The sequence below is a fragment of the Roseicyclus sp. genome, assembly GCF_052168335.1.
Lineage (GTDB): Bacteria > Pseudomonadota > Alphaproteobacteria > Rhodobacterales > Rhodobacteraceae > Roseibacterium.
Genome location: NZ_JBQLZP010000654.1, coordinates 1 through 13,275, shown reverse-complemented (window position 1 = coordinate 13,275; position 13,275 = coordinate 1). Strand labels below are relative to the sequence as shown.

At 70.9% G+C, this 13,275-nt stretch carries 13 protein-coding genes; 1 reads left to right on the top strand and 12 read right to left on the bottom strand.

Annotation, left to right across the window (positions count from 1 at the left end):
* A partial coding sequence (locus tag ACTS11_RS19950) for a divergent polysaccharide deacetylase family protein (RefSeq protein ID WP_442642032.1) occupies window positions 1-1,081 on the top strand: 1,081 nt, incomplete at its 5' end.
* A gap of 447 nt (window positions 1,082-1,528) precedes the next feature.
* Here the strand turns inward: ACTS11_RS19950 and ACTS11_RS19945 are convergent.
* From ACTS11_RS19945 to ACTS11_RS19890, 12 genes are all read right to left on the bottom strand, one after another.
* Window positions 1,529-2,308 carry an outer membrane protein gene (locus ACTS11_RS19945; RefSeq protein ID WP_442642031.1) on the bottom strand — a complete coding sequence of 260 codons (780 nt, stop codon included), beginning with the start codon at window positions 2,306-2,308 and terminating at the stop codon, window positions 1,529-1,531.
* Window positions 2,309-3,349, bottom strand: a complete 1,041-nt coding sequence (locus ACTS11_RS19940) for a L,D-transpeptidase (RefSeq protein WP_442642030.1) — start codon at window positions 3,347-3,349, stop codon at window positions 2,309-2,311. It abuts the gene before it with no gap.
* A gap of 11 nt (window positions 3,350-3,360) precedes the next feature.
* On the bottom strand, window positions 3,361-3,669 hold the full coding sequence (locus tag ACTS11_RS19935) for a hypothetical protein (protein ID WP_442642029.1): 309 nt from the start codon (window positions 3,667-3,669) through the stop codon (window positions 3,361-3,363).
* Window positions 3,670-3,736: 67 nt separating this feature from the next.
* Window positions 3,737-4,006: a hypothetical protein gene (locus ACTS11_RS19930; protein ID WP_442642028.1), complete on the bottom strand. Its 270-nt coding sequence runs from the start codon at window positions 4,004-4,006 to the stop codon at window positions 3,737-3,739.
* 73 nt (window positions 4,007-4,079) lie between these two features.
* Window positions 4,080-4,394 (bottom strand): hypothetical protein, encoded by a 315-nt coding sequence (locus ACTS11_RS19925; protein WP_442642027.1) that lies wholly within the window; start codon window positions 4,392-4,394, stop codon window positions 4,080-4,082.
* A gap of 55 nt (window positions 4,395-4,449) precedes the next feature.
* Window positions 4,450-5,361 (bottom strand): hypothetical protein, encoded by a 912-nt coding sequence (locus tag ACTS11_RS19920; protein ID WP_442642026.1) that lies wholly within the window; start codon window positions 5,359-5,361, stop codon window positions 4,450-4,452.
* 83 nt (window positions 5,362-5,444) lie between these two features.
* Window positions 5,445-7,493, bottom strand: a complete 2,049-nt coding sequence (locus ACTS11_RS19915) for a hypothetical protein (protein ID WP_442642025.1) — start codon at window positions 7,491-7,493, stop codon at window positions 5,445-5,447.
* 89 nt (window positions 7,494-7,582) lie between these two features.
* Complete coding sequence (locus tag ACTS11_RS19910; RefSeq protein ID WP_442642024.1) at window positions 7,583-7,969, bottom strand: GlsB/YeaQ/YmgE family stress response membrane protein; 387 nt, start codon at window positions 7,967-7,969, stop codon at window positions 7,583-7,585.
* A gap of 125 nt (window positions 7,970-8,094) precedes the next feature.
* Window positions 8,095-9,072, bottom strand: coding sequence for an AraC family transcriptional regulator (locus ACTS11_RS19905; protein ID WP_442642023.1), 978 nt, complete (start codon window positions 9,070-9,072; stop codon window positions 8,095-8,097).
* A 206-nt stretch (window positions 9,073-9,278) separates the two neighbouring features.
* Window positions 9,279-9,974: a helix-turn-helix domain-containing protein gene (locus ACTS11_RS19900; RefSeq protein ID WP_442642022.1), complete on the bottom strand. Its 696-nt coding sequence runs from the start codon at window positions 9,972-9,974 to the stop codon at window positions 9,279-9,281.
* A gap of 276 nt (window positions 9,975-10,250) precedes the next feature.
* On the bottom strand, window positions 10,251-11,759 hold the full coding sequence (gene trpE, locus ACTS11_RS19895) for an anthranilate synthase component I (RefSeq protein WP_442642021.1): 1,509 nt from the start codon (window positions 11,757-11,759) through the stop codon (window positions 10,251-10,253).
* On the bottom strand, window positions 11,759-13,275 hold a 1,517-nt coding region (locus tag ACTS11_RS19890; RefSeq protein WP_442642020.1), incomplete at its 5' end, for a peptidyl-prolyl cis-trans isomerase. The genes ACTS11_RS19890 and trpE, both read right to left, overlap by 1 nt.

Sequence of the window (13,275 nt, the reverse complement as noted above, 5' to 3'; positions counted from 1 at the left end):
CCCGTCCGACCCGGCGCCGGAAGCTCCCCGCGACGCAGCCGGGTCTGCCGCGCCCGCCGCCATGTCCGACGCGCCCCTTGCCGTCGCCGAGGCACCGGCCGTGGAACCGGCCGCGCCGGAGTTGCAGCCCGCACCCCCCGCCGCCGTCGTGCAACTCGTCCCCGCGCGGGAGGGCGGCGCGCTCGGCGTTGCCACGGCGGACGCCGAGCCGACCGAGCTCGCGCAGGCCGAGGCTCCCGCGATGGCGCCCGCCCCCCGCATCCTGCGGCCCGCCGAGCCCGACGCGGGCGCGCGGACGCTGCCCCAGATCGTCGCGCCCGGCCGCACCGAGCCGCCCGCGCCGCCCGAGGAGGAGACCGCCGAGGCCGCCCCCGAGGCACCCGCCGCCGACGAGGACGTGCCCGCCCTCGTCGCCCATGCGGCCCCCTTCGACGCGGCCGAGACCCGGCCGCTGATCGCCGTTGTGCTCATCGACGAGCCGGACGCGCGGCTCGACATCTCGGCGCTGACGGACTTCACCTTCCCGGTCGCCTTCGCGATCGACCCCACGCGGCCAGACGCGGCCGAGCGCGCGGCGGCCTACCGCGCGGCGGGCTTCGAGGTGCTGATGCTCGGCAGCGTCATCCCCGAGGGGGCGACGGCCACGGACACCGAGGTCGCGCTCGCCGCCGCGCGGCGGAACCTGCCCGAGGCCGTGGCGCTCCTCGACACGCCGGAGAGCCGCATCCAGTCCGACCGCGCCGTGCTCGAGGCCGCCGTCGGCGCCGTCGCGCGCGAGGGGCAGGGGCTCGTCGCTTTCCCCCGCGGCATGAACACCGCCGAGCAGATGGCCGCCCGCGTCGACGTGCCCGCCGCGACCGTCTTCCGCCTCCTCGACGACGAGGACCAGCGCGCGACGCTGATCACGCGGTTCCTCGCGCGCGCCGAGTTCGCGGCGGTGCAGGAAGGCGCCGTGATCGTCGCGGGCCGCACCCGTCCCGACACGGTGACCGCGCTCTATTCCTGGGCGCTCGGCGACCGCAACGAGGGGGTGGCCATCGCCCCGGTCTCGGCGGTGCTCCTGCGGCTGGCGGAGGAGTAGGGGGCGGGCCAGGTGGTCGTTGAATGTCCGCTATCCGGGACCTTCCGGACCTTCGCGTTGATTGACTCGACCGTCGCGACCGGCCCAGGGCGGACATCCATGCATCGCGCGGTAAAGCGCCGCGTGGGCCAAGTCTGAAGATAGGTGTGGTTGCGCCCTGCCGCCGCGGGATCCTTGGCTGCGCCCGGGCGCCTCCGGCGTTCCTTCCGATTGCCGCGTAGGTTCGGGGTGCCTCTCACCCCAGGCGAGCATCGGTAGGGTGAGATCTACGTGGTCGATCCGTGGGGGGCTCGTCAAGGCCTGGGCGCCATAGTCGGCTGGCGCAGGCAACCGCTGTTGGCCAAGCCATTCTTCGCCACAGCGCAGGCCGCATCCCGGACAGCTCGGGCGCGATCATCCCCGGGCTGTCCATCGTCGCGATTCAAGACCGTTCGATCACCGGTCGGCTCAGAACCGGAACGCGACGTTCAGACCGACCGTGAGGACGTCGAGATCGGACCCGACGAAGCCGCCGCTGAAATCGTCGAAACGGTGATGCAGAAGCTCGGCCCCGACGACGACGCGATCGGTCGCGAGAAAGTCGAGGCCCACGCCGTAGAAATGCCCGCTGCTGTCGGTGGAACCCGCCGCGAACCCGAGGTCGATCATGGCGTAGCCTGCGGTCGCGTAGACGAGCGCCCGGCCGGCGTCGAAGCCCGCTTCGACCCCGACCCGGACAAGCCGGTCGAAATCGGTGGGCGTGACGGCGCCGACGGCGTCGGTGATGTCACCGCTGCCGATCATGTAGTCGATCTCGCCGCCAAGCACGAACTGGCCGAAGTCGTAGCGGTAGCCGCCGAAGATGCCGTAGACGTTGCCGTCGACCGTGAAGTCGCCGCCCGGGGACGTGAGATCACCGTTCGCCAGGAGACCGAACTGGAGGCCGGCATAGGCACCGGACCAGTCGGTCGATGCGGGAGCTGCCGGACTGACGGCGGGAGGATCGGCGGGCTCCGCAAGTCCACCTGCCAATGCAGGCCCGGCGGCGACGGCGAAGATACAGGGAATGACAACTCCACGCATTGCGAGAACTCCTTTCAAGGTTAGGAACATTTCCCATCCGGTCGTGCCTCCGTATTCCGGCACCTTTCCGAAACGACGATGCAGTGTGGTGCAGACGAGGCAGTCATTGCTGGCTAGCAGCGCCCGATGCGCAAAGCCGATTTCACATGAGATGTTTCGGGTCATTCACTCCCCCGCCGGTCGGTGCGGATTGGCGATCGGGCGCGGAGAGGTCAGCCCCTCGCCGCTCATGATGACGAAGTCGCGCCCCGACTGGCGGTCCGGTGTCGCCGCGAGGTCCGAGACCACCAGCACCAGGCCCGGATGCAGCCTGTCCGCCATCAGACGCGAGAAGGCGGCCGGCACGCGGAGGCGCTGGAGCACCTGCTCCTCCGGCCAGAGCGGGTGCGCGGGGTCGGCGTGGTGGGTGATGCCGGACCAGTGCAGGGCCGTGTCGCGCGATCCCTCGACGACGAGGACGTGTTCGCCCAGCGGCCTGTCGTCGGTCAGCTCGATTGCGTCCTCCGCGATCTTGCGCCCGTCCTCCATCAGGACGATCCGCCGGTCCTCCTTCGTCGCGAGGACGGTGGTCACGGGATACCCCGCGCCGTCCGTCCAGTCGGAGGGGTGCTGCCGCTCGTCGAGCCGCGAGACCGCGTGTTCCATGTCCTGCTCCGCCCAGGTGTCGAGGACGAAGCCGGGATGGATCAGCTCCCAGGGATCGGTGCGCGCGCCCGAGATGATGACGGGCGTGCCGACATGCGTGACCTCGAAGAGGAGCGCCGAGAATTCCAGCGGCAGGCGGATGCAGCCATGAGAGGCCGGGTAGCCCGGCAGGTTCCCGGCATGGAGCGCGATGCCGTCCCAGGTCAGACGGTTCATGTTGGGCATGGGCGCGTTGTTGTAGGTCGACGACCGATGGTCGGCGTCCTTCTGCAGGACGGTGAAGACGCCCGTCGGCGTCTCGTGCCCCTCGCGACCCGTCGAGCAGGTGGAGACGGCGATGCGGATGCCGTTGCGGTAGACATGCACCCGTTGCTCGGGGATCGAGGCGATGACCGCGACGGCGCCCCGGGGCGCGCGTTCGGGATGCCATGTGAAGTCGCCGGGCAGCATGTTGGCGACGTCGAGCACCACCTCCTCCTCCGCCGCGATCCGGCGCGGCAGGAATGGCAGGCCGAGCGCGGCCGCCAGCGAGAGCGTCACGGTGCGGCGGTCGGTCCTCATCGCGCGGCCCCTCACTCGGCTGCCGCGGCCGCGCGGAGGTTCGCCATGACCTCCTCGCATTGCGCGACGCTGCCGACGAGCTGCCCCGCCTCGACCGTGCCGCCGAGCTCGGCCGCCGCACGGCTCAGGACCTCGCCGATCTGGTCCTCGTCGAGGAGGCCCGCGCCGCGCGCCGCCGTCACGGTCGAGCAGATGCCTGCGCTCAGCCCCGTGGCGATCCCGACGCCGGTCGCCGTTCCGGCGATCATGCCGCCGCCGAAGACCGTGCCGAGGGCGAGGCCCACGACGAGGCCCAGTATTCCGGTCAGGATGCGTCCCATGCGATCCCTGCTCCCTTATGGGGCCGGGCGTCTCGCCCGGCGGTGATGGTACCTGCGTCCCGGCGGTTCATCGGCGTCCGGCCCCGAGACGGCGGCAGAGCGCGGCGAGAAGGGCGAGGTTCAGAAGCGGCGACAGAAGCCCGACCCATGGCAGCGTGGCCTCCGGCAAACCGTCGAGGATCCGGTTCCACGGCAGGCCGAGCGGGATCAGGAACACGCCGGACAACGGGTCCCTCTGTTGCCCGAACCAGCCGAAGGTGCCGACGAGAAAGAGGAACACCGCGCCGGCGTAGAGCACCGCGAAGACGATCGCTGCGATCTTGCAGAGGCCCGGCATTCCCAATCCCCGCCAGCGGGTGCCCGGGGCGGACGACGGCACGAGGGCAGCCGCCGTCCACCCCGGACCGACCTCAGAGGAAGCCCTCGTTGGTCAGCGACATGATCCCCGTCGTGGTGCCGTCGCGGTAGGCGATGCAGCGCCATGGCGCGCGCTGCGGGCCGATGCCCACGATGACCTCGGTTCCCGCCTCGGAGAAGGACGAGGACAGGACCGCCGCGTCGAAGTTGCCGGTCTCGCGGGTGACGTCGCGCAGGCAGGCCGAGCGCGCGGCCTCCTCGGCGGAGTTGCCCGCCGGGGCCGCGGGAAGCTGCGTCGCGGTCTCGATGCAGCCGGCGAGCATGGTGGCGGCGGCGAGGCCGAGCGCGAGGGTGAAGGACTTTTTCATTCCGGTCTCCTTGACCTTGCTTCGAAGAGGGGGTGGCCGCGGACGGCCCGGGACGTCACTCGATGCCGAAGATGACGTTGTAGGACACGGTCTGGCCGCTGCGGTTGACGACCTCGACGACATGGTCTCCGTCCTGCCAGAGCTGGCCGCGGTATTCCTGCCGCGCCGGGATCAGGTCGAGCAGGAACGTGTTGTCCGGATTGAAGATCTGGTACTCGAGGGAGCCGTTCCACGGCGCCACGCGGACGTAGAGGAACTGGCCGTCGCCCGCACCGAGCACGTAGCGGCGGCTCGCACCCGGGGGCAGGTTGTCGGACAGCTCGGTGCCCGTCGAGCCCGAGGGGAACTGCACCCGCACGGTGTCGGTCTGGCCCATGCCGGGGGAGCCCGAGCCCGCTGCGCCCGAGCCGCCGGTCGAGACCTGGCAGAACCCGCCGCCGCCGGGAGGCTCGTAGCCGACCTGAAGGCCGCTGCCGTCGTCGTTCTGGCTGATCGGATATGTGACCCCGCCCGCGTAGGCCTCGTAGTAGTTCCGGTTGAAGGCGGTGACGCTCGCCGACCGTCCGTTGACCCGGACATTGCCCCTGCCGTCGGACACGACCTGGTTGCCCTGCGGACATTCGGCGGTGAAGGCGGGCAACAGCGACGTGCCCGCGCTCGCGCTCACGAAGGACGACTGGTCCTGCCCGTCCACGAAGAACTCCACCATCCGCAGGCTGCCGGGCGTGAAGGCGCAGGCGATGTAGGGGGCGCGTCCGTTGAGGAAGATCTCGCCGCCCACGGTCTCGGTCCGGTCCACGCGGGCGCCGTTGTAGCGCATGTCTGTCGGCGCGGTATTGGCATTGAAGAAGTTGCGGGCGGCATTGGCGCACTGGTCGAGCATCGTGCCGACCGGGTTCTGCGCGGCGGCGGGGAGCGGGGCTGCCAGCGCGAGGGCGGCGGCGGCGAGTGCGGTGCGAAGGTGCATGGGCTTTGGCCTCTCGTTCGCGGAAGTTTGGGAAGCTGTCCGGCCGGGTCGGTGCCCGGCCGGACCAGATGCGGCCGCCAGGGTCAGCCGCCGGTCATCACGGCCAGCGGGAAGACGAAGCGCGCCTCGCCGACGAAGACGGTGAACATGTCGCCGTCCTGCGCCACGGTCATCTCGGCGCCGCCATCGGCCTCGGACTGGTCGTAGTGGTGCGGCCGGTTGTTCTGGTAGAAGATCACCCGGCTGCCGCCATCGGGCCAGAACACCTGGATGTAGCCGTTGCCCTCCCCCTCGCGCACGACGCCGGCCTCGCATGTCTGCGTGGGCGCGTCACGGTCGCGGGTGCACTCCATCATGGTCGTGGCGTTGAACTCGGTGCCCGGCACGAGGGCGTCCGGCTGCTCCTCGGCCATCGGCGGGGGCACGAGGGGCAGCTGCGTCGCGACGCCCATCTCCCGATGCGTCCCGAAGAGCGTCGCCGGGATCTCGAAGCGCGCGTCGCCGATGAAGACGATCCAGAGGTCGCCCTGCCGCGTGACGTTCATCGTGATGTCGCCGTCCGCCTGGCTCTGGTCGAAGTAGACCGGAACGCCGTTCTCGAAGGTGATCGCGCGGCCGCGATAGCCGGCCTCGGTCACCTGCAGGTAGCCGTTGCCCGAGCCCTCGTGGACCGTGCCGTAGCTGCACTGGGCGGCGCCGGCGTCGCGGTCGGCGTAGCAGGTGATCGTGCCGGTCATGTCGTAGGCGGGCCCGAGCACCTGCGGCGGCGGCGCGACGGGAGCCTGTGCCACCGGCGCCGGCAGATGCGTCGCCACGCCGGGCGCGCTGCCCTCGACGAGGTAGTCGCCCGCGACCCAGCCCGTCACGTCGCCCGCGACGGAGGCGACATAGCACCAGCGGGCGCCCTCGCTCATCCGGCAGCCGCCCGCGTTGCGCAGCGTCGCGCCGTCGTGGAAGCGGGCGAAGACAGGCGCGCGGGTCGAGGGCTGCGTGTGCACCCGGAGCGCGCTGGCCGCCTGGTTGACGTCGACCCGCCACCAGTCGGGCCCGCCCGCCATGCCGTCGGCGAAGTCGTTGGTGACGGGACGCGGCGCTCCGGTCGATGTCGTGACGTTCGATGCGGGCGGATGTCCGTCGCGCAGGTATTCCGCCGCGACCCAGCCCGAGACGCCGCCGCCCGCCTGCATCACGTCGCACCAGGTGCGCCCGCCGCTCCGCACGCAGCCGCCGACATTGCGCAGGTCCGCCCCGTCGGGCAGGCGCCCGACGCGCACCGACTGCCCGGAAGGCTCGGAATGGACGATCAGGTGTCCGCGCGGGTCGTTGAGATGGACGTGGAACCATTCCGACGTGGTCGACATGCCCGACCGGGTCGGTGTCGGCGTGGCCTGCGGCAGGGTCGTGACATGGCGCGGCGGCGTCACCGGCATTGCGCCGTGATGCGGCGTGACCGGCGCGAGGAAGTCGCGCGCCACGAAGCCCGCAAGGCCGCCCTCGTAGGCCATCACCTCGCACCAGTCGCGCGTCTCGCCATGCTCGCAGCCGCCGATGTCGCGCAGGATCGCGCCGTTGTCGTAGCGGCCGAGCCGCGGCGCGTCGATCGCGGGACCGGTGTGCACGTTCAGGTGCCCGCCGGCCGAGCGCGTGCGGACCTGGAAGAACCGCGCGGCCGCATCCGGGTCACGCGCGTCGGCGTCGGTCAGGAGGTCGAGTTCCAGCGCGTAGGGCGCCACCTCGTCCCGGCGCGCGGCGGCGCGGACCATGTAGACGACGACCTCGTAGGTGCCGCTCGTCGGAAGCGTGCCGGAGAATTCGTTCAGGTCGAGAACCGGGCCGCCGATCATCTGGCTGTTGGCCAGCGCCTCGTCGCCCGGGCCGTTGCCCGGCGCGTAGACGTTGAAATAGGTCCCCGTATGCGGCGTGTGGAGGCGCACCGTCAGCGTGTCGCCCGCCACCGCGTTGAGCTCGTAGCGGTCGAAGTCGCGGCCCACGATCTCGCCGTCGATCGCCGCCCCCGTCCAGCCCGCGAAATTCACGTGCTCGCGGCGATGGTCGGTCTGGGCCAGTGCGCCCGTCGCCAGCGTGGCGAGGGTGGCGAGGATGGCGAGAGGCTGTCTGAGCGCCCTTGTCATGTAGATGTGTCCTTCCTGACTGCGGCGCGACGAATCCCCGTCACCCCGAGTTGCTGAATTGGCGTGTCGCGGCATCGGCCCGGGTCCGGTCAACTGGCCGCCTTCCGGATGAGCCGCACGATGAGGATGAGGGCGACGGCGCCCGCCACCGCCGCGATGAGCGGTCCTACCCAGCCGGGTGCCAGGGAAACGCCGACGAGGGGCAGGACGTAGCTGGCCAGCATCGAGCCGCCGATGCCGTAGAGGACGTTCCCCAGGAGGCCCGATCCCCCGCCCTTCACGATCAGGCCGGCCAGCCAGCCCACGATCGCGCCCACGATGACCGCGAGCAGAAGCCCTATCCCGAGGCCGAGTCCGGCACCGAGCGCCGAGCCGTCCTGTGCGAAAGCCGCCCCCGTCAAGGGGGTCGCCGCGACGGCGGTAAGACCTGCCCCGGCGCGCCCGAAGGGGCGTGCCGACCCGATGGCCGCTGTCATGCGGCGCCCTCCGACAACCTCGTCCTTTGTTGAGGATGAAAAAGTCGGCATCTCGCTCACAAGCAGTTCTGCGCAGCCCTTGTCCAATTTGCGCAACCGGTCCCGGATTATTCCGGGATGCCGCCTCAGCGGCGGCGAAGCGTCGTCGAGGGGGCTTCGCCGAAGGCTGCGAGATAGGCGGCGCTGAAGCGGCCGTGATGCCCGATGCCGCAATCGAGGCAGACCTCCGTGACCGATGCGGGGCCGTCGGGCGCCAGAAGCATGCGCCGTGCGGCCTGAAGCCGCATCGCCGCGAGGACCTTGGCCGGCGCCTCCCCCCGGATCCTCCGGAAGGCGTTTTCGAGCGTCCGCCGCGACACTCCGACCTCGCGGGCGATGTCGGCCGCTGTGGCGATGTCCGCGAGGTTCCAGCGCATGTAGTCCTCGGCGCGATCGACGTAGCGTTGCGCCTCGGGCCCGGCACAGGCATCGCCGGACGGGGCGTCGCCGACCAGCGCCTCGACCGCCTGATCCAGCGCCCCGGCAACGAGGTCGCACCAGCTCCGCGCCGCGCCGGGCCGGTCGAGAAGGCTCGCGTCCGCCTCGAGGAGCTCGGTCATGAAGCGGAAGGTCTGCAGCGCATGCCCGGCCTCGCGCGACCGCGCGGCGTCGAGCGCGATGCCGCGCGCCGCGTCGATGTGCCGTTCCTCCGCCAGCGTGTCGCGCGGCAGCATCAGGACATAGGCCGCATAGGGGCCGTCGCCCGCGCCCTGCACACGGGTCTTGCGGATGCCGCGCGGCAGCAGGAGGCCGGTGCCGGCGGCCGCCGTTCGTGTCGTGCCGCCGAGCTCGGTGATGAGTGTGCCGCGCAAGGGCAGCACCAGCGAGACGGCGCCGGCTTCGCGGACGACGACATCGTGCCCCGTGGAGCCGACGCCGCCGACGACGAACGTTCCGAGCGTGGCGCGCATGACGGTGGCGCGCCCGGCCTCCCGGTCATGGAGGGACAAGGGGCTCATCCCCGAGAACAGCGAACCCCGCGACGCGCCGCGCGGGCCGCCATAGCGCGACAGTTCCACGAACCTGCCCGAGCGCCCGAAACCGGAGATCTCCTGCGTGCTCATTCCATCGGCCCGCCTGATCGACAGAGGCAAAGGGGATACGAACCGGCACTCGGAAACCGCGCGGCGCTTCATCGAAGCGGTCACGCAGGGCACGCACCGCGCGGCGACGCGCGCGGGATCCTCAGTATGTCGATGCCCCTTCGAAAGATAAGGGCGAGAATATGCGTTCGTTGCGGAGGTCGATCAGACCGGAGTGGCGGGCACGCCTACAGGGCATGACCCGCCCGGGGTCCGCGCATGAACTCGATGGGCGCGGCGTCCCCCGACACGGGTACGAAATCCGCGTGCTCCAGCGTAACCTCGTCATTCTCCGGAAAGTCGAAATACCTCGAGATGTAGTGAAGCGACCCGACGAACTCGCCGTCTTCGAACAGCGGCTCCGCTACGGTCGTATGTCCCCGCCCGCGGTTGTTGATCGTGAAGCGGAAGAGGAGGGCGCCGCCCTCCGTGTACTCGGCCTCCGCGAGGTAGATTGCCACTTCCGGCATCCCGACCATGTCGGCGAAGCCGTCGAAAGGCAGCCCGACGAGCTCCGCCATGTCGCGCCCGCGTTCCCGGTAGTGCCGCTCGGTCCGGCTGGATCCTTCCGCGAAGACGAGCCCGGAATCCAGCAACGCGCTGGGAAGAACATCCGCCCGCACGATGGCGATGCTCCGTCTGAAGTGGAACGCGTCCGCGCCTCTGCCGAGGATGTCGTTCAGTTGCGACACCCGGGAGGGCCGCGGACGCTCGACGCCGCGTTCCCACCTGCTGATCGTTCCCTGATCGACGTCGAGGAGGTCGGCCAGCGCCTCCTGCGTCAGGCCGAGGCGACGCCTTCGCGACTTGATCATCGAGCCATGCATCGCGAGGACCTCTCGCACAATGAGCAACAGATACTGTTTGCAGGGATCATAGCTCATTCACGGAAGAAATGCAGTGCAAAGGAGTTGGTCCCGCCACACGTCCTCCGGTCCATGTCCGGCCGCGCATCCCGCGATCAATGGTGTCAAGCCGGCAACCCGACCGGTCTCGCAATCTTCGATGAATGTCCGCTTCCCGCCCACCGCGACGAATGCTGCACCCCGCACCAAGGCCTGAGAAGGGCTACAAGCGGACCTTCGCAATCTCGGTAGACGGTGTCCGCATCGGTATCTCGGCAGGCCCTAGCCACAAGGAACCCGACCGGAAACGCTCTCCTACCCGTTCCGTCCCGAGAACAGACCCGCGTCCTCGGCGGCGCGGCGGATGGCGCGGGACTTGTTGACGGTCTCCTGGAACTCGGCCTCGGGGTCGCTGTCGTAGACCACGCCGCCGCCCGCCTGGATGTAGAGCTTGCCGTCCTTGAGCACCGCCGTCCTGAGCGCGATGCACATGTCCATGTCGCCGTTCGAGCTGAAGTAGCCCACGCCGCCGCCATAGACGCCGCGCTTTTCCGGTTCCAGCTCGTCGATGATCTCCATCGCGCGGACCTTGGGCGCGCCCGAGACGGTGCCCGCGGGCAGGCCGGCGAGCAGCGCCGACAACGCGTCCTCCTCCTCCCGCAGTTCGCCCACGACGTTCGAGACGATGTGCATGACGTGGGAATAGCGCTCGACGATGAATTCCTCGGTGGGGCGCACGGTGCCGATCTTCGCCACGCGGCCCACGTCGTTGCGCCCGAGGTCGAGGAGCATCAGGTGCTCGGCCAGTTCCTTGCCGTCCGACAGGAGGTCGGCCTCGAGCGCCTTGTCCTCTTCCGGCGTCGCGCCGCGGGGCCGGGTGCCCGCGATGGGGCGGATCGTGACCTCGCCGCCGAAGACCCGCACGAGGATCTCGGGCGAGGCGCCGACCACCTGGAAGGGGCCGAAGTTGAAGAAGAACATGAAGGGCGAGGGGTTCGTCCGGCGCAGCGCGCGGTAGAGCGCGAAGGGCGGCTCGGGGAAGTCGAGCGTCCAGCGCTGCGAGGGCACGACCTGGAAGATGTCGCCGGCGCGGATGTACTCCTTGGCCTTCTCCACGGCGGCGAGATAGTCCTCGTGGGTGAAGTTCGAGACGGGCTCGGAGAGGCTCCGGGCCGCGCCCATCTCGCGCGTGGCGGTCGCGGGCGCGCGCTCGAGGTCGCGGAGCGCGTCCGACACCCGCTCGGCCGCCTGCGCGTAGGCGGCGCGCGCCGAGAGGCCCGAGGAGACCCAGGCCGGCGAGACGACCGTGACCTCGCCCTTGACCCCATCGAGCACCGCGATGACCGAGGGGCGCATCAGCACCGCGTCGGGCAGGCGGAGCGGGTCGGGGTTCACGTCCGGCAGATGCTCGACGAGGCGGATCATGTCGTAGCCGAGATAGCCGAAGAGGCCCGCCGCCGCCGCCGGAAGGCCCGGGGGCATGTCGATCGCGCTCTCGGCCAGCAGCGCGCGGAGCGCCTGAAGCGGCGGCTCGGCGCAGGGCTCGAACGCCTCGCGGTCGTAGCGGGCGGCACGGTTGAGGCGCGAGGTCTCGCCCCGGCATTCCCAGATGAGGTCCGGCTTCAGCCCGATGATCGAGTAGCGCCCGCGCACCTCGCCGCCGGTCACCGACTCGAGGATGAAGGCGTCGCGCCCCGCATCGGCGAGCTTCAGCATCACCGACACGGGCGTGTCGAGGTCGGCCGCGAGCCGGGCGTGGACGAGCTGGTTCCGCCCCGCCTGCCAGCCGGCCTCGAAGGCCTCGAAGTCGGAGATCAGCGCCATCAGGGGAAGGTCGCGTGGACGGCGTTGATCACGCTCTGGTCGAGCGAGATCCCCGCGTCGGCCTGGAGCGCCTGGCCGTAGCTCTCGAACACGTCCTGCGCCATGGACTGCGTCACGGTCTGCTCGAGGATCTGGAGGAGGAGCGCGGTGTCCGGCCCGCTGCGCGCGGCGGGGTTGATCGCGTCGAGCCGCACGATGTGGGCCGCCTGCGCGGCCGGGACCGCGACGATCCCGCCGGGGGCGTCGAGCTGGAAGCTCTGCACGGCAAGCGTCGGGGGCAGGCCCGGCAGCGTGTCCTGCCGGCGCACCTCCGTCTCGCGGATCACGGTGCCGAGGCTCTCGAGCGTGGCGCCCGTGGCGATCTGGGCCACCAGTTCGTCGGCGCGGGCGGCCAGCGCCTGCCGCAGCGCGGTGCCGCGCCAGGCCTCCGCGACCTCGTCCTCGATCTCGGCCAGCGGGGGCACGGTCGGGGGCACGATCGCGTCGAGGCGGAGCGCGAAGATGCCGCCGTCCGAGAGGTCGAGCACCTCGGGGAAGTCGCCCTCGTCGGCGGCCTCGGCGGCGTCGCGGAAGGCGTCGTAGCCCGCGATCCCCTCCTCGGAGGCGGCGGTGTAGTCGATGGTGCCGAGCTCCATCATCGTCGTCTCGGCCAGTTCCTCGAGGGTCGCGCCCGAGGCGAGGAGGTCGTCGATCTCCTCGCGCATGGCGGCGATCTGGCGGCGCGCGGCGTCGTCGGCCAGTTCCTCGCGCAGCTCCTCCGAAGCCTCCTCGAAGCTCGTCTCGGTGGCCTCGAGCACGGCGTTCACGCGGTAGAGCGCGGGGCCGAGGGCGGTGGGGAAGGGGCCGACGATCTCCTCGCCCGCCTCCGTGAAGATCGCCTCGGCGGCCTCGGGCGCGAGGTCGTCGCGCGCCACCTCGCCGAGGTCGACGTCGTCGAGCGTCAGCTCGCGCTCCGCGATCAGCGCGTCGAAGTCGGTCTCGCCGGCAGCTATGGCCTCGCGCGCGGCGACGGCCGCCTCCTCCGTCCCGAAGACGAGGCGCTCGAGAAGCGCGCGCTCGGGCTGGCGGTAGATGTTCGCGCGCGCCTCGTAGAGGTTCCGGAGCGCCGTCTCGTCGATCTCGACGCTGTCCATGATCGCCGAGGGCGTCATCCAGGCATAGGTGATCCGCCGCGCCTCGGGCCGTTCGAAGCGCTGGCCGTTCTCCGCGTAGTATGAGGCGATCTCGTCTGCCGTCGGCTCGGGCAGGGGCTCGGCGAGGTCGGCCTCGGTGATCGTCAGGATCGACAGGTCGCGCGTCTCGTTGGTGAAGGCGACGATCCGCTCGGCATAGATCTCGGGCGCCCGCAGCGCGCCCACCACCGCGGACTGGAGAAGCGCGCGGGCGGTGTCCTCGCGCACGTCCTCCTCGAACTCGCGGGGCGAGAGGCCTTCCTGCGCGAGGACGAACTCGTAGCTCTCGCGGTCGAAGCTGCCGTCGGTGCCCTGGAAGGCCTCGAAGGCGCGGATCTGGCGCG